Annotated in this window: 22 protein-coding genes; 12 read left to right on the forward strand and 10 right to left on the reverse strand. The window is 39.6% G+C overall.

The window, feature by feature from the left end; genetic code table 11:
• Window positions 1-161: 161 nt before the first annotated feature.
• A complete protein-coding gene (locus tag FBF75_RS04500) occupies window positions 162-350 on the forward strand; it encodes a YhzD family protein (protein ID WP_008348907.1) in 189 nt (62 codons plus the stop codon).
• A gap of 35 nt (window positions 351-385) precedes the next feature.
• Here the strand turns inward: FBF75_RS04500 and FBF75_RS04505 are convergent, their stop codons facing one another.
• Window positions 386-1,201: an enoyl-CoA hydratase gene (locus tag FBF75_RS04505; protein WP_081375120.1), complete on the reverse strand. Its 816-nt coding sequence runs from the start codon at window positions 1,199-1,201 to the stop codon at window positions 386-388.
• Window positions 1,202-1,336: 135 nt separating this feature from the next.
• Here FBF75_RS04505 and FBF75_RS04510 point away from each other — a divergent pair, with 135 nt between their 5' ends.
• The 3 genes from FBF75_RS04510 to FBF75_RS04520 all read left to right on the forward strand — a co-directional run bounded on the left by FBF75_RS04510 (window position 1,337) and on the right by FBF75_RS04520 (window position 3,452).
• Window positions 1,337-1,663, forward strand: coding sequence for a potassium:proton antiporter (locus FBF75_RS04510; protein ID WP_234710318.1), 327 nt, complete (start codon window positions 1,337-1,339; stop codon window positions 1,661-1,663).
• Window positions 1,664-1,727: 64 nt separating this feature from the next.
• Window positions 1,728-2,225, forward strand: coding sequence for a cation:proton antiporter regulatory subunit (locus FBF75_RS04515; RefSeq protein WP_017366937.1), 498 nt, complete (start codon window positions 1,728-1,730; stop codon window positions 2,223-2,225).
• Window positions 2,226-2,228: 3 nt separating this feature from the next.
• The gene (locus FBF75_RS04520; protein WP_136944476.1) at window positions 2,229-3,452 is read left to right on the forward strand and encodes a cation:proton antiporter; all 1,224 of its coding nucleotides are present in this window, start codon (window positions 2,229-2,231) and stop codon (window positions 3,450-3,452) included.
• Between the two features lie 36 nt (window positions 3,453-3,488).
• On the opposite strand, the gene FBF75_RS04525 is transcribed toward FBF75_RS04520, so the two are convergent.
• From FBF75_RS04525 to FBF75_RS04545, 5 genes are all read right to left on the reverse strand, one after another.
• Window positions 3,489-4,763: a lysine N(6)-hydroxylase/L-ornithine N(5)-oxygenase family protein gene (locus tag FBF75_RS04525; protein WP_057079748.1), complete on the reverse strand. Its 1,275-nt coding sequence runs from the start codon at window positions 4,761-4,763 to the stop codon at window positions 3,489-3,491.
• A 75-nt stretch (window positions 4,764-4,838) separates the two neighbouring features.
• Window positions 4,839-6,338, reverse strand: coding sequence for a coproporphyrinogen III oxidase (locus FBF75_RS04530; RefSeq protein WP_017366935.1), 1,500 nt, complete (start codon window positions 6,336-6,338; stop codon window positions 4,839-4,841).
• Between the two features lie 113 nt (window positions 6,339-6,451).
• Complete coding sequence (locus FBF75_RS04535) at window positions 6,452-7,318, reverse strand: Cof-type HAD-IIB family hydrolase (RefSeq protein ID WP_008348923.1); 867 nt, start codon at window positions 7,316-7,318, stop codon at window positions 6,452-6,454.
• Between the two features lie 446 nt (window positions 7,319-7,764).
• Window positions 7,765-8,121: a YlbF/YmcA family competence regulator gene (locus FBF75_RS04540; protein WP_007497132.1), complete on the reverse strand. Its 357-nt coding sequence runs from the start codon at window positions 8,119-8,121 to the stop codon at window positions 7,765-7,767.
• Between the two features lie 122 nt (window positions 8,122-8,243).
• On the reverse strand, window positions 8,244-9,377 hold the full coding sequence (locus FBF75_RS04545) for a DUF445 domain-containing protein (RefSeq protein WP_052321008.1): 1,134 nt from the start codon (window positions 9,375-9,377) through the stop codon (window positions 8,244-8,246).
• 214 nt (window positions 9,378-9,591) lie between these two features.
• Between FBF75_RS04545 and FBF75_RS04550 the strand changes: the two genes are divergently transcribed.
• The 7 genes from FBF75_RS04550 to FBF75_RS04580 all read left to right on the forward strand — a co-directional run bounded on the left by FBF75_RS04550 (window position 9,592) and on the right by FBF75_RS04580 (window position 15,840).
• On the forward strand, window positions 9,592-10,698 hold the full coding sequence (locus FBF75_RS04550; RefSeq protein WP_052321007.1) for a YheC/YheD family protein: 1,107 nt from the start codon (window positions 9,592-9,594) through the stop codon (window positions 10,696-10,698).
• The gene (locus FBF75_RS04555) at window positions 10,655-12,013 is read left to right on the forward strand and encodes a YheC/YheD family endospore coat-associated protein (RefSeq protein WP_052321006.1); all 1,359 of its coding nucleotides are present in this window, start codon (window positions 10,655-10,657) and stop codon (window positions 12,011-12,013) included. The genes FBF75_RS04550 and FBF75_RS04555 overlap by 44 nt, the downstream gene beginning before the upstream one ends.
• Before the next feature lie 145 nt (window positions 12,014-12,158).
• Complete coding sequence (locus tag FBF75_RS04560; protein WP_008348933.1) at window positions 12,159-12,368, forward strand: YheE family protein; 210 nt, start codon at window positions 12,159-12,161, stop codon at window positions 12,366-12,368.
• A gap of 20 nt (window positions 12,369-12,388) precedes the next feature.
• Window positions 12,389-13,264 carry a helix-turn-helix domain-containing protein gene (locus FBF75_RS04565; RefSeq protein ID WP_035392536.1) on the forward strand — a complete coding sequence of 292 codons (876 nt, stop codon included), beginning with the start codon at window positions 12,389-12,391 and terminating at the stop codon, window positions 13,262-13,264.
• 137 nt (window positions 13,265-13,401) lie between these two features.
• Window positions 13,402-14,508, forward strand: a complete 1,107-nt coding sequence (locus FBF75_RS04570; protein ID WP_024719977.1) for an ABC transporter ATP-binding protein — start codon at window positions 13,402-13,404, stop codon at window positions 14,506-14,508.
• Window positions 14,509-14,734: 226 nt separating this feature from the next.
• Entirely contained in the window at window positions 14,735-14,938 is a 204-nt protein-coding gene (locus FBF75_RS04575; protein ID WP_008348940.1) for an alpha/beta-type small acid-soluble spore protein, read from the forward strand.
• A 284-nt stretch (window positions 14,939-15,222) separates the two neighbouring features.
• Window positions 15,223-15,840, forward strand: coding sequence for an NAD(P)-dependent oxidoreductase (locus FBF75_RS04580; RefSeq protein WP_017360329.1), 618 nt, complete (start codon window positions 15,223-15,225; stop codon window positions 15,838-15,840).
• Window positions 15,841-15,958: 118 nt separating this feature from the next.
• On the opposite strand, the gene FBF75_RS04585 is transcribed toward FBF75_RS04580, so the two are convergent.
• The 3 genes from FBF75_RS04585 to bmrC all read right to left on the reverse strand — a co-directional run bounded on the left by FBF75_RS04585 (window position 15,959) and on the right by bmrC (window position 20,619).
• Entirely contained in the window at window positions 15,959-16,615 is a 657-nt protein-coding gene (locus tag FBF75_RS04585) for a hypothetical protein (RefSeq protein WP_136944477.1), read from the reverse strand.
• Window positions 16,616-16,849: 234 nt separating this feature from the next.
• On the reverse strand, window positions 16,850-18,865 hold the full coding sequence (locus FBF75_RS04590) for an ABC transporter ATP-binding protein (RefSeq protein ID WP_136944478.1): 2,016 nt from the start codon (window positions 18,863-18,865) through the stop codon (window positions 16,850-16,852).
• Window positions 18,862-20,619 carry a multidrug ABC transporter ATP-binding protein BmrC gene (gene bmrC / locus FBF75_RS04595; RefSeq protein ID WP_136944479.1) on the reverse strand — a complete coding sequence of 586 codons (1,758 nt, stop codon included), beginning with the start codon at window positions 20,617-20,619 and terminating at the stop codon, window positions 18,862-18,864. The genes FBF75_RS04590 and bmrC overlap by 4 nt, the downstream gene beginning before the upstream one ends.
• Window positions 20,620-21,178: 559 nt before the next feature.
• Here bmrC and FBF75_RS04600 point away from each other — a divergent pair.
• A complete protein-coding gene (locus tag FBF75_RS04600; RefSeq protein ID WP_017360333.1) occupies window positions 21,179-21,685 on the forward strand; it encodes a universal stress protein in 507 nt (168 codons plus the stop codon).
• 48 nt (window positions 21,686-21,733) lie between these two features.
• Here the strand turns inward: FBF75_RS04600 and dat are convergent, their stop codons facing one another.
• A complete protein-coding gene (gene dat, locus FBF75_RS04605; RefSeq protein ID WP_017360334.1) occupies window positions 21,734-22,588 on the reverse strand; it encodes a D-amino-acid transaminase in 855 nt (284 codons plus the stop codon).
• Between the last annotated feature and the right edge of the window lie 166 nt (window positions 22,589-22,754).

Here is a 22,754-nt window from a genome sequence, read left to right on the forward strand (position 1 = left end):
TTGTACGTTACTGTAGTTGTCCATATTTTATCACGCCGTTTTTACGAATGCACGTTCTATCGCTCTTATTCTAAAAAACACATTTTTAGGGGTAAAAAAAGAGGTTTTAACTTCCTCCTTGTATAATTCATTAAAAAACAAGAAGAAAGGGAAGATCAGAGATGGAGAAAACCTACTTTTTGACTGTATTTGATTCGTCAGGTGAAACCTTATTAAACGAAAAAATCACCACAGATAGTGATGAAAAAGCAAAAGAATTAGGACGGCATCGTTTAATCGAACAACAATACACAAAGCATTCTCACCGGCTCGTCAATGATGCAGGTAAACTGCTTTTATTTGAACGTTAAAAAAGCCGGCATCCGCCGGCCATTCATTCTTCTATTTAATGAAACACAGGACGTCTTTTTTCCAAAAACGCTTGAACACCCTCCTGATGATCACGGCTTTGTCTCAGTCTAGCTTGTGCAGCACGCTCTTTTTGAAGAACGGCTAACAGCTGTGATTCTGACTGCTGAAAATAAATCATCTTTGTTTCAACAAAGGCTTGAAGCGGCATATTTAAAAATGGCTTGACGCACGCTTTTTGATACGTATCCACCTCATCTTGAAACACGCCGTCTGCAAGGCGAAGCTTGAGCGCTTCTTCAGCCGGCAGCTTTTGTCCGCTCCAAATCAATTGTTTGGCGGTTTGTTCACTAACTCTTTTAGTGAGGAAAAAATGCCCTCCACCATCTGGAATTAACCCGATTCCATTAAAGTTCATAGCAAGTTTAGCATCTTGATGCATAAACAAATAGTCACAGCTAAGGGCAAAGCTAAAAGCAAGACCAGCCGCTGCCCCGTGGACAAGTGCAATCGTCACTTTTTTCATACTGGCTAAAGAAAGTGTAATTCCCTCGATCAAATCCATCACGCGATGAAAATCTTCTTCACGATCTTGCTTTAGCATCATGCCAATATCTCCGCCTGCTGAAAACCCTTTGCCCATCCCCTTGAGTACAACAATTTTTGCACTGCTCTCACTCGCTGTATCACACGCTTCCTTCAATTCAGCAAACATGTCAACATGAAACGAATTATACGCTTCAGGTCTATTGAAAGCGATTTCAAAAATATCCCCATCTACCTGACAATTGATATATGTCATCATCCATTCCCCCTCTTTCTTTTCAAGCTCATCACTTACTTCAATTTCCATCAAGCAATTCCTTTTCCTCTACATAAAAAATTTCAAGATCAACTGATACTAAAATAAGCATAATTGTTGAAACGAGAAATATATTTTTATATAGTAAAATAAGAAATAAAACATCATATGAAAGGGGGAGAATGATTGATAAGAAGTTCCATATGTATATTGATTAGCTGCATCGTCATGTTTTCTCCCTTTTCAAATGTCGTTTTTGCTTCACAAGCAGAAGCGAGCACACCGAGCCTGATTTCTCCATCGATTTATGATGAAGAAATCAACGCTGTGAAGACACCTCCATTTTCAAAAAAACATGCATCATCTCTTCTGTTAAAACAGAGGTTATCAATGGGCGCTTCAAAAGCTTTTCTTGTAAAGCTTGCACCAGCCACTGCGTTATCCATTGATTTATGTTTTTTAGAAATGAAGTGTGCAATCCCCATTATGTACCAATCAAATTACCTCGACTGATTCATTTTATTTCATCCGTACTCACTATATGAAAAACAAAACCTATCATATTCGGAGGGATAAAATGAACATTAAAGAAAATGATCTTCCTGGGATTGGAAAGAAATTTGAAATTGAAACGAGAAATAGAGAAAAGATGACGATTGTGATTCATGATGATGGCAGACGGGAGATTTATCGTTTCGACGATGAAGATCCAGATGAAGTACTGTCCACCATTTCTCTCGATGATGCTGAAGCCCGGCAAATTGCGGCCATTATTGGCGGTATGGTGTATAAGCCGCAAGCACTTGAAACGATTGAAATGGCGTTCAATGATTTGATCATTGAATGGTTTAAGGTAGAAAAAGACGCAAAAGCAGTTGGACATACACTCGGCGATTTAGATGTGAGACAAAATTATGAAGTCACCGTCATTGCGATCATTAAACATACAAATGAAAAATTACTCAACCCTGGTGCCGATTCGATTATTCAAGCAAATGATACGATGGTCATTTCAGGCGAAAGAAAACACTTGAAGCGATTGATACGTGATTTTCTTTCTAGAGGGGGAGAGTGATGAATGGATCATTTAGTCTTTGAAGTTGGAACGGCGCTTATTCTCATCGCCATTGCCAGCTTAATCGCCAATAAAATTAAATTTTCCATCATTCCTTTTCTCATTGTCCTCGGAATGATTGTTGGTCCGCATGCACCAACAATCGGGATCATTGATTTGAAGTTTATCGAGAGCACCGAGATTATTTCGTTTTTTGGTAGAATGGGTGTCCTGTTCCTTCTATTCTACCTCGGGCTTGAGTTCTCTGTCGGCAAACTCATAAAATCAGGTAAATCCATTGCAGTCGGCGGATCTATTTATATTTTGATCAACTTTAGCTTAGGATTGCTTTATGGGTTTATCACAGGCTTTGGATTCCTTGAAGTTCTCATTATGGCAGGCGTTATCACCATTTCATCCAGCGCCATTGTCGCCAAAGTCCTTGTCGATTTAAAACGGACAGCGAACCCTGAAACAGAGTTAATTCTTGGGATTATTATGTTTGAGGATATTTTTCTCGCCGTCTATTTATCTGTCGTATCTGGTCTTGTCCTTGGAGATGCCACGTCCGTTGGCGGTGCCTTATTATCTATTTTAATCGCTTTTGGTTACATGATGATTTTCTTTATCATCGCATGTAAGCTGCCAAAACTATTAAACAAACTATTCGATATCCGTTCAAATGAAGTATTTATCATTGTCATTTTTGCCGCTTTGTTCTTCGTGGCTGGTTTTTCAGAGACGATTCATGTCGCAGAGGCCATTGGCGCTCTCTTACTCGGTCTTGTGTTTTCAGAAACAGAGCACTCAGACCGCATTGAACATCTCGTTGTTCCTTTTAGAGATTTCTTTGGCGCCATGTTCTTCTTCAGCTTCGGATTAAGTATTGATCCATTTACATTAGGAGATGCCTTCTGGCTTGCGATCGGCGCTGTCATTCTCACCTTGATCGGGAACTTCACCGCCGGGATGTTTGCTGGAAGAAGAGCCGGTTTCTCTCATAAAGCTTCTTCTAATATTGGATTAACCATCGTATCAAGAGGAGAGTTTTCCATCATTGTAGCCGAACTTGGGATTGCAGGCGGGCTTGCCGCTACATTGAAGCCATTTGCTGCATTATATGTATTAATCCTTGCGATTTTAGGACCGCTAGTGACGAAAGAATCAAAGCGTATCTATCAAATCCTAAACAAAATCTTCAAATGGAAAACTGAAAAACCAAAAGTAAAAAGAGAAACAACCATTTAATTGAAAAGGGCCCTGTGCTGGGGCCCTTTTTTATATCTATTCAAATTGCTGAAATGCCGTTTCTTGCTTCACTTGTTCTTTCGTATCCCCGCGAATGGTTCGGATGACTTTCTGATTGCGGTAGATCGATAGTTTTAAATTGGTCGCCGCTGTTCCATGAGAGTGATCGAGGTTCGTGAATGTAAAGAAATGATGAGACCGTTTGTCTTTAAACACAAGCCTGAAGTCATCTGTCACTTTAAAATGCTTATCGCTCTCCCATTCAATCAATGGTTCATATACGCTAAACCATTCCGGAATATTAGGCGTATATCCTGTAGCCAATACCACATGATCGGCTGTGATTTTCTTTTCTTTCTTGAGCTGCCATTGTGTCAAATGCAGCTCTAACTGCTGCTCATCCTCCATATGTATCGCTTCAAGCTCCGTCATTGGCTGAATGAGTACAGAAGGCTCTTCTCCTGAAACGGAGCGATGGTACAATTCCTGATAAATACGAGAAAGCGTCGATGCATCTATGCCATTCCTTAATCCTGTCAGTCTAGGCAATGTGTTCATCCGTTCTTCATAAGGAAGGGAATGAAAATATTCAACATACTTAGGTGTAAATAGCTCCTGACCAAGCTCCGCTGTCTCTAGTTCTCTAAATTCACTTGAACGTGTAAACCACGAAAGCTGCTGTCCTTTCTTCTGATGCTGAAGCAGGTCTAAGAAAATTTCAGCTGCACTCTGACCTGAACCAATCACCGCCACCGTTTCAGCTTCATGAAGTTCTTTTTGTTGATCTACATAACGGCTGCTATGGGTCACATGCGGCAACGCAGCTTCTGGCACATCGACAGGGACCATCGGCTTGCTTCCCGTTCCAAGGACGACATGCTTTGCTCGATATTCAGAAAGCGATCCATCTTTCAACCGCCGAACTTTTACAAGATACCCGTCTTCACAGTCGGTCACTTCTTCCACCTTCATCCCGAACTGACAGCTATCCAATTCACCTGCAACCCATGATAAATACTCATTAAATTCTCTCCGGGGGATATCAAATTGTTCAAATGTATAAAAGCGGTGAAGCCTGTTTGATTCATGTAAATAATTTAAAAATGTATACTTGCTCCTTGGATTAGCCATTGTCACAAGGTCCGCTAGAAAGGAAACTTGTAAGTCCGTTCCTTTGATGAGCATACCAGGATGCCAAGCAAATTCGCTTTCCTGTTCAAAAAAACAGCATGTCACATCTTCATACTCCTCTAATAAAGCGGCCAATCCTAAATTTGCTGGCCCAATCCCAATTCCGATCACATCCATCATATGTACACCTGCTTTATCTTTTTACCCCCTATATACCCTTTTACAAATGAAAAAAACACTGCGTCACCGCAGTGTTTACATGTGAGAAACAAATAATGACTCAAGAAACTGAATCTTCTCTTCCGTATAGTGCTCATAACGATCATTATAAGACTTTGGATCTTTTGGATTGGCATACTGCGTAATTTTTCCGGTTCGCGGATCAATGAATTTACTCGCAGCGCCGCATCCGATGCCAATGATCGTCTGCACCTCTTCCATAATGATAATATTATACAAACTTTCCTGTCCATCTAACGAATACCCGACATTTTCGAGATTCCCCAAAATGTTTTTTTGTCTGTATAAATAGTACGGATGATAGTCATGTGCCTTTGTCCAAGCAACCGCTTCATCCATCATACGTGTGATCTCTTCTCGGTCTGCCACTTGATACTTTTCCTTATTGCGGGTCATTTCAGACGCTCTCTTAAAGGAAAGGGTATGCACCGTTAAAGATTCAGGCTTCAGTTCTTCTGTCTTGTTCAAGGAATGTTGGAATTCCTTTAGCCCTTCTCCTGGCAGCCCAATGATTAAGTCCATGTTAATATTATTCATGCCATACTGCCTTGATAAATGATACTTTTCAATCGTTTCTTCCACACTATGGTGCCGGCCAATCGCTTTCAATGTTTCATTCTCATATGATTGCGGATTGATACTAATCCGGTCAATATGATAACGGTTGAGCACTTCCAGCTTATCAGGTGAAATCGTATCAGGTCGTCCCGCTTCTACAGTGACTTCCCGAATATGTTTCACATCTGGAAAAGAGCGATACATCTCCTCATATAGCAAATCCATTTCTTCTGCTGTAATACTCGTTGGAGTACCTCCGCCAAAATAAACAGTCGTCACTTTAATCCCATGTTCCTTTAACCATTCGCCCATTTTTTGCATCTCATAATGCAGCCCAAAAAGAAACGTTCCCACTCTTCCAGCTTGTCCTTGAATGGCATAAGCAGGGAACGTGCAATAAGCACATTTTGTTGGACAGAAAGGAATACCGATATAAATACTCACTTCCTCCTGTAGATCGTACAGATCTGGAATAGCTTTGATTTGACGATCAACAATCTCCTGCATCAAATGGATCTTTTCATCATGAATCAAGTAATCGCGCTTTAACGCTGCATGTGCTTCTTCCTTTGTCATGCCTTCTCTTAGCATCTTATGAAGTAATTTCGTAGGGCGTATCCCCGTAAGAATCCCCCATTTTTGCGTCATTCCTGTATATTCCTGAAGCAGATGTAAATAAACAGACAACACAGTGTTTTTGATTTGCTTCCAGCGCTCTTTTTCATTCAAGCTCTCTGGCATCTCTCTTGTAAAACGACTCGTCATATCTGATCCAGCAATATGGCCAGAAGCCTCCACCATACCGCCATTTTCTTTCCAATCAAACACCATCACTAGGCCATCGTTTGCTTCACCGGAATCAAACAGCACTTCACTATCTTCTTCAAATAAATTGGCTATATTGACAAGCGGTCGATGAAATCGTTCATCAGACAGCCCTTTAACTAAAATTCGCATCGTATCACCTTTATCTTCAAACTTGTTTCATTTTACAAAATTCATCTAGGAAAAGCAATGAAGAGAACAGACGAAGGCCCTGCCATTTCTTAATAGACAGGGCCTTCACTGTATTATCGTTTAATATCAAATTGATGTAAAAAACCTTCCCTTTGCTGCATTCTAAAGTATTCTTTGATCATATAAGCAACACCCTGTTCATCATGAGAACGTGTCACCCAATCGGCTTTACGTTTGACCGAATGAGGTGCATTCCCCATCGCAACGCCTAAGCCAGCTAACTCAAGCATCGGGATGTCGTCTGTCCCGTGACCGATCACGACCGTATCTTCTAATGTAAAACCTAGTGCTGAAGTTAAAAGAGAAAGTCCTGCTTCTTTCGATACCCCTTTGCATACAATGTTCATTTTCTCATCACTGATCTTAATCAGATCCACAGATGGGAATGCTTGTTGAATGGTTGTGTGGATTTCAGGCTGAAGTGCTGCCGTCGAATACACTTCAATGACAGGTGTGCTAACCGGTTCATCCATGAGCATATCACTTAATGATTCAACAAATTGAACGGGATAGAAAATGGGATCAGACGGATGAATCAACGTTTTTCCCATCAGTTGAGACTGTGTTTTTTTCCGATTGCCGATTGAGAATTTTTCATGTAACAAGCGAACATTACAATCAAAGCTTTCAAGGATCTGCACAAGATTAAATGTTTTCTCTTCCGTTAATTTCTTCACATGGAGCGGCTCATCAAGCTTATCCGCGATAAATGCACCACTATGCGTCACAAGAGTTGAAGTTGGTATTTTCAACGCCTTGGCAATTTTTTGTGCAGATCGAAAATGACGGTTGGTGACAATCGTCACGTAAACCCCTTTTTTCTTAACATATTCCACAGCTTCTTTTGTAGCGGAATGGATTTTCCCATTGGAACGAAGTAACGTTCCATCTATATTGAGTGCAAGTAGCTTTTTTGACACTGAGGCATCCCCCTTCTTGATGACTGTACTTACGATGAGGATATGCCCTAGCTTATCGCTTTAGAACATGCAGTTGAAGCAGCCCTTGTTTTATGCCTCAATCGCAAATAAAAAAAGCCTACCCCTAGGCTTTTTTTTATGTATGGTTTGGATGCGTAACAATGGCGTGATGAAGCTCCCCATGATCCCCTCATCTTTCACACACCAAAGCATTGCTTATATCATATCCCCTTATGCTTTGCTTTTCTCCCAGAAGCGCTTCTCTCTCATTTGACTCATCGTCGTAAATCCAAAGTGGAACGCACCCAATTCATCACGATAGCGCTTTTTGAAAGCACTTTCAATAAGTATTATCGCAGAATTTACGAGCTTCGACAACCCTTTTTTTAAAGATATACAAGCGGCGATATGAATGAAAAAAAGGGCGAATATGATCGCCCTTTCAATTAATTTTCTTCTGCATTTCCATAAAGCTCTTCAAGAGGCTTCATGATAATTTTATTTAATTCACCGATGAGAACACTTACGCGTTGTTCTGCTTCCATCAACTGAGAGATTTTATCGTGTTGCTGCACAAGTGCAACCGTTTTTTGCGCTTGCTCTACTTCTTCTTGTGTAATCTCTTGACCAGTCATTTGTTTTTGTTGAAGGTTTACTTGAATGTCACGGAAGTTCTCAAACATTCTTTTAGAGGACTCATCCCCGTTTACCTCATCATAAAGATTTCTTAACGCTGAATATTCTTCGCTATGACGCAATGCTTTTTCAAGGTCATATGCAACATCATAAAGATTTACAGACATGTTATGTCTCCTTTCTATCCGTTATCACCGATATGGATCGGCGGACACCACTCCACTATAACAAACTATGGCTTTCGTTTCACATATATACAATAAATTCATCGAAATTTCTCGATCTTGCCTTAGAATAAGGTGACAAAAATCGCTTGGACAGCACCGATCAATCCACCTAAAAGACCGCCTAGAAATGTGATCATCTTCAGCTCCTTATTAGATATGCTGATCACAAGCTCTTCCATTTTTTCAAGCGGGAAAAGTTCAATTTGTTCACGAATAATTTCTTCAAATTGGAGCTTTGCGAGCAGTCCCTCAAGCGCATTAGATGCGGCTTCAATCCCTTTATCAATGAGAGATGGAGCAAATTTGGTCTTAAGATCATCCGCTACTGCACTGATGTAAACTCCTACTGGTCTATCTAACAGCACCTTTGTAGAAAAATGTGAAAGCAATTGCTTTTTCACACTAAATAGAAGCTCTTTCACATTCCATTTTTCATCAAGCTCATGTAAAGAAAATTGCTTTACCTTGTCCCATTCTTGAACAAGTAGATCTGATAAAAACCTTTTTGTCTCTGCATTCTTTAAGAACTTCATCATTTCAGGATGCACGCGATCAATTAAGCTTGAATTCCCTAAAAACATTTGGACCATACTGCCAAGCATTCCCCGTTCTTTTAAGAAATCATCTATCATATGACCGAGTCTTGCTTTTCCCTCATCACTTTCAAAATAATGAATGCCTCTCTTTAAAATATAATCTGCGGCATCTGGAATTTTGGATGCAAGCTTATTTTCTACATCCTGTGGCAACAGCTCAGACAACGTTTGCTGATCATACTTTTCAAGCAGTGAGTGGAGCTTATGATCAGTCCACTGATGAAGCCATGCGTCAGCTTTAACGTCAGCCTGTGAAAAACCGTATCTTTCTAACATGGAGAAAACCGTCATTTCCATATCAGCACCTTTATCAATATATCGGTGCACTGTCTGCAATATCTCTTGCCTTGCCTCCGATGATTCAAATCGTTTTTTAATACCCTCTGGCGTTAGTAAATGCTCCATCACCATGACGCCAACCTGCTTGGCTACTTCATCTCTCCTTTTAGGAATAAGACCTGGTGTAAATGGGAGCTGCTTCCCAAATAAATAATATGGCTTATACGGACGAAAGAGCATTTTAATTGCGAGATGGTTTGTTGCTGCCCCTATAACTGCACCTATCACAATCATAAAGATAAACGTTGTGAATATATCCAAAGTCGTCATCTACCTTTCAAACAACACCTGAAGTTTATTGTTTTTATCTATACGTATTATAGTTGTTGTCAAGAGCCCAAGCAAATGAAGCATTCAATGTGACATATGAGACAACGATCTATCGTAATGATATAGGAACGCCAAGTTTATGTAAAATCAACAAAAAGTGTTTTTCAGATGTTAAAAAAAGAATTTGAAAAGTAGGTGTTGTTTCATGACGTCAACGCTCGGCATTGTCACTCTTTCTCCGAAGCATGAAGAGGCATTCACACTTCAGCTTGCCAAAGCAGCCTCTTCTTTTGATTTAGAAGTTGTTCGTTTTTCACCTCTAGATTTAAAGCCTGCTTCAAATATCATTCACGGTCAAAAATTTAAGACTGGCAAAGGATTTGAAGCGTCAGAATTTCAGATTCCTGACTTGATTTATGATCGTTGTCTTTATCAGCATGACGCACAATCTAAAAAAGCAAAACCTATCATGAATTGGTTAAAAAAGTATCCAAAAACCGTTTTTTTGAATACTGGAATTTCAAATAAAATGCGGCTATTCGAGCAGCTCCGTCTCCTGCCTTCTTTACAACCATACTTACCAGTCTGCTCTCTATTGACAGAGCCTTCAGACCTTCTCAACTTGGTCAGAAAGGGCGAATATTGTAAAATACAGCCGCTTTCTCAACAGCACGCAGCACCCTCTTGCTTCATTTCTTTAAGAGACAAATCACTCATTACTGTGCAGCTAAACGCTAAGCAAATCATCACCTTTTCACATTCAGAAGAGGTTGAGCGTTGGTGCAAAAAGTATATCGGCCGATCTTTCCTTCAATTTTTTAACACGAATGATCAAAAAGACGTTATATTCAATGAAATTAGGATTTTTCTTATAAAAAATTCACAAAATCAATGGAATAGCATGGGGATTCATACAAAACCATCAGTAGAAAACAGCCTTTTAAGCAATACACAAAATTCCATTCATGTGGTAGCCTTTGATCACTATTTAAACTCATTAAAGCCACACATCAAGGAGCTGTTGTTAGATGATATTGCCTCCATTCAGTCATCTCTTCCAGCGTTTATAGACAAAACTTTCTCACCGTGTATTGAATTCGCTATAGACTTGCTTCATACAAATGAAGGCAGACTTTTCATCTCAAATGTAAGATCAAAGCCAGGACGATCCTCTTTTTTAAAAGCTTACCCTGAGAGGGAGAATCAATTGATTCAGACCATACTTGAACATGCCAAATCGATGATGGCTGAAGAAAAGGAGGTTCCTTATGAAGAGAAAACGCTACATCATCGCTCCTCATTCAGCAAGTGAAAAAACAGTACATCTCCCTGTCCAGTTTAAAGAGCAGGGGGCAATTTTATCTATTGCTTTAGGTTCTTGTTTAGTAGATGATTTCACCATTTCCTATCATCATCAATCACAAAGGATTTTATTATCAGAAGACCTTTATTGCGCTTTACTCATTCCATACAAAACGAAAGCTGATGTCATATTAGTTCAACATACACTCTATATAGGACCTCTCATCGGCATTTTCACTGCAGGATTCGAACAAAATACAGCACCTTTAGGCGCAAGATCTTCCTATTTTATAAAACTGCTGCAATCTTGCAGGCAGCATGCTGGTTTTGCATATCTTTTTGGTACTCATTCTATCGATTGGGATAAAGGAATAGTAGACGGTTTGCTTTACCAAGAGGAGCGCTGGGTAAAAAAGCAGATGCCCCTCCCATCCGTTGTTTATGACCGGCTGCCTAATAGAAAGGCTGCTCAGTCGGCATTCATTCAAGAAACAAAACGAAAACTCACTCAAGACTACGATATCCCTTGGTTCAACCCTTATTTTTTTAATAAATGGGACATTCATGAACAGCTATTAACAGATGAAAAAACAAGCTTTTTCTTACCACATTCCATACGATTAGATCCTTTTGATGCTTTAATTAAAATAGAAACACTCCTTCATCTGCATCATGTCATTTATTTAAAACCAACAAACGGCAGTCACGGAGACGGTATTTATCAGTTAAAGAAGACGGAAAACGGGATCACTGTCTGCTCAAATAAAGGGAAATCCACTTCATATCATTCAGTAGACCATTTCGTGAAAAAACTGCGAAAAGATTGTGCAATGCAAGACTTGATTGCACAACAAGGCATTGAGCTACTTCAAATAGAAAATCAACCACTGGATTTCAGAATTCATACGAATAAAAATAAGTATGGTCATTGGACTGTTACAGCCGTTGCTGGAAAAGTTTCAGGAGATCACACTGTCACAACCCATCAACTGCATGGTGGTTCAGTAAAAACACTGTATGATATCTTTCCTGATGCAGAGAAACGTTTGAAGATTTTGCAAGAGCTCTCTGATACTGCCCTAGCACTTAGTCGTGTGATAGATGAAAAAATGCCTGGTCTGATTGGGGAAATTGGCTTTGACTTAGGTATTGATCACTTGAGTGCTATCTGGATGTTTGAAGCCAATTCTCGTCCAGGCCGCGAGATTTTTCTGCATGCACCATTGAAAAACTCAGAATGGCTGATTGGGAAAAGAATCGTTGAATACGCATCTTACCTAACACAAATGGCTCTTACTCCTATAGACCATGCAAACGCCTACTGATGTTTTCTTTTCATGTCTCTGAAATCTGTGCTTTCCCTATGCTCTTTTCATCAGATGAGATACAATAAAACCAAGTTCAAGGTTGTTTCCGGATTGTCGTGTGTATTTATTGTTTCATCAATAAAAGCAAGGAGGCAATGATGATATGATTTCTCATTTTCAATGGAAACCTCTCTTTAAAAAAGCGCAATTACCTGGCTGGAAAATATCCTTTTTTCATAATGGTTCACACTATGAAGGCATTTATCACAAAACGGGTGATATTGAATGGGGCTCTCAGCTTCCGCCTCATGAAGTTGAACCAACCTTAAAAGAAGAAATTCACGAATTAATGCTATTCCATGTGTATGATTAAACTGTTTAAGGAGCCTCGCCATGTTAGAAAAGCTAAAACTTGTTTACGGACACCATATCATCAGTTCACCAACAAATGATAAACAAACTCTCTGGTATCAAACAGACAAAGGCGAAATTTTCGGAGTAAACAAAACGGAGCTAACAGAAAGAGAAGCGCTTCTTCTCAATTCATTCCTCACACCAATTGATGTACCTCATACGCAGGAAACGGAAGAAGAACAGAAATGGTACAGCTATCTCTTTGAAAACAAATCAATCACCATAGATCAATCCGTCCGTGTTCATTTTTTTAAAATGGATCATCAAGCAGAACAAAGGCAGCAAATAAAAGAGGCTGTGAACAGCAGCCTCGAACATATTCATTTCATATGGACAGGCACTGAAACAGCTATGCTCATTCAAACAAACGCTACATCAGAAAATGGTCAACTTGAACAGCTACATGATTTGTCTCAAGCCATCACAAGTGATTTTTTAACAGACGTTGTCTTCATGCAAGGACAGCTGCATTTGCCGAATGGAAATTTAAAAATGAGATTATTAAATGAACATCAGCTCTTTTTATGGCATCTGAAGCAAGGAAAACTTAGGTCAGGGGTTGCAACATTTTATCAATGTCTACCTGCTTTCATTCGCCATGATACAGACATGGTTTCTGCCGCTATTTCAGATGCATTTATAGAAACAATCTTTGATCGGGACGTTTACCGGACTCTCACGACCTATATGCAGTGTAATTTAAATGCATCGCAGGCAGCAAAAGCGTTATATGTTCATCGAAACAGCCTTCAGTATCGGATTGATAAATTTATTGAACGGACAGGGCTAGATATACGGCATTTTCAAGAAGCGTCAGCTGCTTATTTCATGATGAATCTTCTCGATCTTTCTTAAATGATCCTATCATGAGCACCTTGCCTAAAAATGAAAATAAGATGTTGTGCACGTTGTCCATTTACAGACACCCTTCCTTTTTATACACTTCATTTATAAGTAAAGCGCTTTCAAAAAGGACTGGGAGGCTACCACCTATGGCTGAAATGATGCTAAATCAAATTTATAAAGTGTACGATAACAAAGTAACAGCAGTAGATAACTTTAATCTACATATTGAGGATAAAGAATTTATTGTGTTTGTTGGTCCATCTGGGTGCGGAAAATCAACAACTCTCCGCATGATTGCAGGCCTTGAAGAAATTTCACAAGGGGATTTTCTATTAGACGGCAAGCGAATGAATGATGTGGCACCAAAAGATCGGGATATTGCGATGGTTTTCCAAAACTATGCCTTATACCCTCATATGAATGTGTACGATAATATGGCTTTTGGATTAAAGCTTCGAAAATTTCCTAAAGCAGAAATTGATGAGCGGGTACGAAACGCTGCAAAAATATTAGGACTTGAACAATACTTAGATCGAAAACCTAAGGCATTGTCTGGAGGTCAAAGACAGCGTGTTGCACTTGGAAGGGCCATTGTGCGAGATGCAAAAGTCTTTCTTTTGGATGAACCTCTCTCTAATTTAGATGCTAAACTTCGAGTTCAGATGCGTGCCGAAATTTCTAAACTTCATCAGCGGCTACAGACGACATTCATCTATGTCACACACGATCAAACAGAAGCTATGACAATGGCTACTCGGCTTGTTGTCATGAAAGATGGCTTTATTCAGCAGGTTGGCGCACCAAAGGATGTGTATGAAAACCCAGAGAATGTCTTTGTAGGAGGATTTATTGGCTCTCCAGCGATGAACTTTTTTACAGGAAAACTGTCTGACGGAGCCATTGCCATTGGGAATACGCACATTCGTGTACCAGAAGGAAAAATGAAAGTATTACGCAGTCAGGGCTATATCGGAAAAGATGTGATTCTAGGCATCAGACCAGAAGATTTCCATGATGAGCCTGTGTTTATAGAGGCTTCTGAAGGAACAAAAATTGAAGCAAACGTAGAAGTGGCTGAATTAATGGGAGCCGAAACGATGCTTTATTCTTCTCTCGCTGGTCAAACGTTTATTGCACGTGTTGATTCTCGCACAGATATTCAGGCAGGTCAGACGATCCCTCTTGCCATTGATATGAATAAAGCGCACTTCTTTGATACAGAGACTGAGCTGCGCATCCGCTCAGCTGAATAAGAAGACGTTCCACAAACCATCACCATTGGGTGGTGGTTTTTTGTATATGAAAACAACATTTACCATGTTCTATTTCCGTATGTTTTTTTCGTAGCGAACCATAATATTTAGTACAAAGCAGTTACCACATTGGGTTTCGCCAAGTGGCAAATGACTTGGTCATTTCGCTGGTGCGATTCCAGCAAACCCAACCAAAAAAATCATATATAAAAAGGAGATTCACATCATGGCAAATTCTAATAGTTCAAATCAATTACTAGTTCCTGGAGCAGCGCAAGCAATCGATCAAATGAAATACGAAATCGCTTCTGAGTTTGGTGTAAACCTTGGAGCAGAAACAACAGCTCGTGCTAACGGTTCAGTTGGTGGAGAAATCACGAAACGTCTTGTATCTTACGCTCAGCAAAACCTTGGCGGAACAAAAGCTTAATTTCATATCTGGATCATAGAAGGCACCTCTTATGGTGTCTTCTTTTTTTGGTTTTATCCCTCACCGATTCCTTTTGAATTCATATGATGTATTAGAAAGGAGCGGATCTTCATGGACATTATTTCAGGTGTGAATTTTGAACTTCTACAATTTGTCGGTCTCTCTCTATTATGTGAATATGCTCATAGTATTCGGTCCTTTCATCTTTATAAAAAAAGCATGACATAAAACTGTACCATTTTAAGTTCTTTTCACTTATAGTATGTAGTGGAGGGATCGATCAGATGAAAATAGCTCTTTTCGGTGCTCATGGACGTGTAGGACAAGCATTTCTTCGTTTCGTAAAAGAAGATGATCGTTACATGGTTCGCTCGTTAATTCGGACAAACCGGGAAGAAATGCTTGCGGGTATGTTTCAAGTCACCGGCAATTCCAGAAATCAAGAGGATGTCCTTGAAACGATTAAAGGATCAGATATTGTCGTGAGCTGTCTATCAACAGATGGTGATGATACTTTATCTGTTTCAATGGAGCATATCGTACAAGCCATGAAGCAAACAGGAACATCAAGAATTATAACGATTGGCACTGCGGGGATTTTAAAAGCAAGGCGGCAGCCTGAGCTTTACCGCTTTGAAACAAATGAATCAAGGCGAACCACTTCCCGAGCTGCTAAAGAACATGCCAAAGCATTTGAAATTCTTCAATCAACTGAACTAGATTGGACAATCATTTGCCCAACCTATTTACCAGATGGAGAAGTGACACGGTCATATCGCTATGAAAAGAATTTTCTCCCTATAGATGGACAGAAAATTTCAGTTGAAGATACCGCACACTTTTTGTATCAGCAGTTAAACTCAAAGGAATTTGTGCATCAACGCGTCGGTATCGCTTATTGACCATTACAAACACTATCATGCAAACTGGAAATTTTATATTTAGGACTTAAAAAAGTCGAGGTATTTCCCCTCGACTTTTTATGACCATATAAATTTGACCATGTATTACAAAAAATTATCAGAGAGTGATCCAACCGGATTTTGAATGAACTCGCTTAATTACACCTGTTCCTGTAACAAATCTAATTCTTTTCCCATTAACTTTGTATTCAATAAAAGGCAGTTGTACATCAATTAAATCATACTTTTTATTTTCGTGTAAAAACTCTTGTAAATCGCCCATTTCATAGTAACCATTTTTTACAAGTTTGTCTAATTCTGCTTGTGCACTAGGTGCTATTGTAGCTAGTAAACCTGTCACTCCAGTAACTACTCCTGTAGGTGTATTAGCAATAAACAATAATCCAAGTATTGTTGAACTTGCTCCTAGTGCATCTTTTAAATTGCTATAATCTTTTTTTTGAAATGCTTTTTTATAAACATTACGCTGGGCAGATTGCATATTTAAGACTTGATCCAAGTCTACAGTAACCCTATCAGCATACTCTGACGAATCAATATTACCTAAAGCATGAATTTGTCCATTTTGATCATCAGCCTTATAAGATTGAATTTGTGATGATAAATCAGATTTTGTCTCAACCACTTGTTTCTTTGGCGATTGTTGTTCAGCTGCTGATGCAGATAATGTAACTCCACTACTAAACCCAGAAAAAATTAATACTGTTGCGGTAATCAAGATGACATTTTTAAATAATCCTTGTTTACTCTTCACTTTCAATCCTCCTCTTTTTTATTCATATAATACAATATCAAAAAAAAAGAAAACACAATATGCATATAGATGAAAAAACTAGAATTTATGGATAAAAAAACATTAATAATCCATTTTTATAAGTACTTAGAATTATTTTCATTCTTAAAATATCACTGTCGTTATTTACATCCCTTCAGTATTATCATAAAAAAGCCTCTTTCAAATTGAAAGAGGCTTTTTCTGCTTATCCTATCAGCTGCTCGTCACAGCTCCCTTTTGTAATTCGTACATTTGCGCATACAGTCCGCTTTGCTCCATGAGCTCTTCGTGGCTGCCGCGTTCGACAATCTCACCCTTTTCTAACACCAAAATCATGTCAGCTTTCTTAATAGTAGATAATCGGTGTGCAATGACAAAAGTGGTTCGTCCTTCTTTGACGACATCCAGTGCCCGCTGAATGATGGCTTCTGTTTCTGTATCAATGTTAGCCGTCGCTTCATCTAGAATTAAGATCGCTGGATCGTATGCCAGTGCACGGGCAAATGAAATCAATTGACGCTCCCCAGAGGAAAGAGTACTCCCCTTTTCAACAACTGGTTCATCAAAACCTTCAGGCAAATGCTTTAATAGTTCTGCTGCGCCCACTTGCTTTAACGATGTTTCAATCGTTTCTCTTTTAATGTCTTCATTTCCTAAACTGACATTGGACGCAATCGTTCCAGAGAACAAATAAGGATCTTGTAGTACAATGCCCATTTGCTTACGCAGCGTTTGGCGCGACTGATCATAGATGCTTTCTCCATCAATGAGGATGTCCCCATGCTGAATATCATAAAAACGTAGCAGCAAATTCATGATCGAACTTTTCCCAGAACCGGTATGTCCAACGAGTGCCACCGTCTGACCTTTTTTCGCCTCAAAGGTGATGTTCTTTAATACATTTTTCCCTTCATTATACGCAAAGGTAACATCCTGAAATTGAACGTGCCCCTCGATTTTCTTCTGAACCGGTTCTTCCACTTCAGTACCAGGCTCATCTAATAATCGAAAGACCCGTTCAGATGAAACCCTTGCTAATTCTAATCTAGAAAATTGATTCACAATGCCTGTAATCGGCTGGAACAAACGATTTAAATAATCGACAAATGCATAGAGCACCCCAATCGACACAATGCCCGTCGCGCTTAAGGACGCGCCGCCAAAATACCAAATGAGTGCGACATATGCTAAGTTCCGAAGCAGATTCACCAAGTTATGTGAGAGCAGTGAATTTAAATGAAGCATCTTTCGCTGATATCGAAAGTGATTGTTATTCAGCTCATCAAACTCTTCTTTCGTTGCTTGTTCATGTCGAAACGCCTGAATGATCGTCATTCCTTGAATGGCTTCATTTAGCTTGGCATTAATTTCACTAATGATGGAACGAATGCGATGATTGTAAACCGACGCAAACTTTCGATAAGTCATTGACCATAGGAAAATAATCGGAACAGCCACTAAACAAATAAGCGCCAGCTTCACATTTAATAAGAACATGGCGATATAAATTCCAACCATGTAAATGGCACTTGTGACGAAATTAGCGAGTACTGTTACATATAAATCACGAATGGTTTCTGTGTCATTGGTAATCCGCGCGACAACCTTTCCAGCCGGTAAATTATCAAAATACCGAATCGGAAGCGTTTGGATATGTTCAAATACGTCCACTCGCATTTTTTGAATAATGCGATTTGCAATACGCTGGAGTAAGTAGTGCTGCCCATATTGAAAGAAAATCGCAATGACGAGCATCCCAAAATAAAATAGAACAAGCTGTACCAAACCACTGATTTCCGGCTGATAAAAAGCAAAGATTTCCTCTTTGGATAAACGCTGTACCTGATACGTCTCACGCTCGCTCCCATTTTCAATGGTGAGCTGATCCCCTTTTATTGTCCGGCTCCCGTCAAATCGAATCGGTTCATTCACAGAATAGTACCCAAATCCGACTTGCACGACATTGATTTGCTTTCCAGCTTCATTTTGATTCTGTAGCCGGTCACTTCTTATATAGTTATTTCCCTGGTAATAAACCGTTTTATCTGTTTTTTCATTTACCTCAACATACGGTTTTTCTACACCTAAAATATGATCATCAATCATTTTTTTCCCAATGAAAGGTCCTGTCAACTCAGCACCAACTGCAATGATCAGAAAGATCAAAGCAACAGACAATACTTTTTTATATAGGAGTGCATAGGCAAGAAGTCTTCTTCCTGTTGTCATGCCTCATCCCCTCCTTCCAGCTGATTTGTCAGCTGCTGACGCAGAAATTGCTCTTTATACCATCCATCTTGCTGAATAAGCGCTTGATGGGTTCCCTTTTGAACAATACATCCTTCTTCCATGACAAGAATGAGATCCGCATGCTCTACAGCTGATAGACGGTGGGTTGTAATAAATGTCGTTTTTCCATGACGATTTTGTCTTAAATTCTCTAAAATAGCCGTTTCTGTTTTTGCATCAACTGCAGATAACGAATCATCCAAAATCAAAATGTCTGGATCAATTAATAAAGCACGTGCAATGGAAATCCGCTGCTTCTGTCCTCCTGACAGCGCCACTCCCTTTTCTCCAACCATGGTTTCCAAGCCTTCTGGTAAAAGGCGCAAATCCTTTTCAAAGTAAGCATCTTTAATCGCTTGTGCTAATTCAGCTTCTCTCGCGTCTCTATGACCGAAACGCATATTCTCTTCTACACTTTTTGAGAAAAGGACATGATCTTGTGGAACATAGCCAATCCATTGGAACAGTTGATCCAATTCAATGTCCTCAATTGGAACACCTGAAAGTAAGATCTTCCCATCACCTGTCGGATACTGACGAAGAAGCTGTTTGACAATCGTTGTTTTTCCACTTCCCGTTTTTCCTGTAATACCAATCGTTTGCCCTTTTCGTACAGTAAAGGAGACATCCGTTAGATTATCTTTAGAGGAAGTTGGATACCTAAATGTCACATGTTCAAATTGAATATCGCCAGGCTCTTGTAATCTTTTTGGCTTGGCTGCGTCAGTTACATCCGGTTGATAACTGAGTGTATGATTCAACCGGTCTAATGAGGCATTTCCTCTTTGCATGATATTAATCAATTCACCAATGGCAAACATTGGCCAGATCATCATCCCCAGATAGACGTTAAATGCGACAAGCTCACCAATGGTTAAATCACTTTTGAACACAAGATATGCGCCGTAACCGATACCGATTAAATAACTGATCCCTACAAGCAATTTCACCGTCGGCTCAAACAATGAATCAATGATCGCCACTCTCATATTTTTTTGAAAGACATCGTCTGTCATTTCTCGAAAGCGATTCACATCTTGTTTTTCCTGTACAAAAGACCGAATCACCCGAACGCCGGCAACTGATTCTAATACACGATCATTCATATCACCAAATGCATCTTGAGCGACTGTAAAGCGTTCATGAATTTTACTGCCATAAAACGCTATCAAAATCGCCATCAGTGGCATCGGAATAATGGCCATTAAAGTTAATTTCCAGCTGATCGTCAGTCCCATCGTAAAAAAGATCATCAGCATGTAAGCAGTGGAATCGACTAATGTTAAAACGCCAAAGCCTGTTGTTAAAGCCACAGCATTCAAATCATTTGTACCTAACGCCATTAAATTTCCGGTTTTTTTCTTTTCATAAAAGGTGGGTGTCATCTTAAGTAAGTGGCGCATTAATTTTCCGCGCATCACACGCTCCATGACATTCGCGCCGCCAAATAACTGATACATCCAAAAGTAGGTGAGTGCATAGACACTGACACCAAGTAAGCAAAAAATGGTTACGTAAAATAAGATACTGGATGTTGTAAATTGACCAGACCGAATGTCATCAACTGCTTGACCTAGATACCTCGGTGGCAGCATTTCAAGCACATTCACAATGAGCAGCAGCGTAATGGCGATTGTATAGCGCCGCCACTCTTGTTTAAAGAACCAGCCTAATTTCACAAATACTGAAAACATGTTTGTCTCTCCTTTTAAAGCTAGCCGCTTTCTATATTTTCCTGATTGTCACCTTGTTTCGTTTTTTGAGCTTTTGTCATTTGTCTTGCCTTTGGCATGTTCACATGCTTTCACTCCTCTTCATTTAGTTGTTGATGCATTCCATTATTTCGAGATACGAAATGTATACAACAAAAAAAGAGGCAACCAGCTGACTGGTACGCCTCTTTTATACATGATAAAAAGGCGCATGTTGACAAATACGCAACATACGCCTTGATTCATCCGATCAATTGGAACATACGAGTCCCTTTTCAATGACCAATGAAGGTGTAATTGTCACGTGAATCAACCCATTCATGCAGTTTGATTTCATTCTTCCAATGATGTTGCACATGACATTTCCTCCTTTTGGCTCTTGAATCTTTTTTTATCTTATAGTGGCTGTCACCATTTTGTCAATAAATATTTTTCAATAAATGAAATTTTCTAACAAAAAGTTCACACCCTTTATGTGTATCTTTTTCAGATATCGGGTATACCATGAACGTATAGACTCCTTTTGAAAGGAATGAGGACATTGTTTCAAGCTGATCGGATGGTCGTTGCGTTTGATGGACATGAAGACAGTAAGAAAGCATTAAAGAAGGCAATCGCTTTAGCCAAAACATTGAATGCCAAGCTGACCGTTGCCTACGCTCATGATGGGAAATCCAGCAGACAGGTGTTTGATGCACCTCGCCCAATGACTGGCGGCGCTTATATCGGAGGCGGCATGGCAGACCTTCAAACACCCCCTGTGTATGTACCTCATGATGAACAGCAAAGTCCCTTGATTTTTGAAGACCATACAGAAGAGGTCGTTGCAGAAGCAAGAATGCTGTTAAATGAAGAGCAGTTTGAAGCTGCGATTGAAATTGTTGAAGGGGAGCCTGCAGAAGCGATTATCGAATACGCTGAAAAGATTTCAGCAGATCTCATCGTCATGGGAGCACGTGACCAGAGCAGATTGAAAAAAATGCTCTTTGGCAGTGTGAGTGAAAAGTTATCGTCCAAATCAGATATACCTGTACTGATCGTGAAATAAATATAAATCACAAAAGGCTGTAAACCAATGTTTACAGCCTTTTTCTTTTTATGAAGAAATAGATGCTTCGCTTTCATGCTTAATTTTTTTCTGGAACCCTTCCTGTACACGCTTCGTGATCTCTCCTGGAACACCTTTCCCAACTTGCTGACCATCTATCTCTACAATTGGAATCACTTCAGCTGTCGTTGAACTAATGAAAATTTCCTGCGCATGCAAAAGTTCGTCTTTACTCATGCGGGTTTCTTCCACACGACATCCTTCTTCCTGACAAACCTCTAGCAGCTTTCTACGTGTAATGCCGTTTAAAATCAGGTTATTTGCTGGGTGTGTACGAATGACACCGTCAATGACGGCATACACATTCGAGGACGTCCCCTCTGTCACAAAGCCGTCTCTTATTAAAATCGCTTCAAACGCACCAGCTTCAGACGCTTTCTGCTTTTCCATGACGTTATATAAAAGGTTTAAGCTTTTAATATCACATCTTAACCAGCGAAGATCTTCAGACAATAGAGCTTTCGCACCAGCTGTCTGCTCTTGAATAGGCTTTTTCACTTGAAATGTATATGCCGTAATCTGAGGGGTAAGTGCACCATATTGATGTTTACGAGGTGCGACGCCTCGCGTGACTTGAATATACACGCCGCCATCAATCACTTGATTATCTGCGACTAGCTTCTTCAAATTCTCTTCCATATCCGATACTGTACCTTGCAGATGAATGCCGATTTCCTTTGCACTCTTGAATAGACGCTCAGTATGCTCTTTTAATGTAAACAAAGTCCCATTATATACGCGGATGACCTCATAGACTCCGTCGCCAAATTGATAGCCTCTGTCTTCAATATCAACATGTGCATCTTTTTTTTCAATAAAATCCCCATTGTACAATACTTTCATATGGAATCTCCCCTTCGCTTCGCTTAATGGTTGAATCTGATGCTATCTTAGCGGATAAATGTAAACGTTTCAATGATTATTCAGAATTATTTCATATCCATTTGACTGGATAACCTTCTATTGTAACAAATATAGATTCATAACCAAAAAGATTCCAATTTTTTAG

Origin of the sequence: Bacillus sp. S2(2019) (assembly GCF_005144805.1) — a bacterium.
Lineage (GTDB): Bacteria > Bacillota > Bacilli > Bacillales > Bacillaceae > Bacillus > Bacillus altitudinis.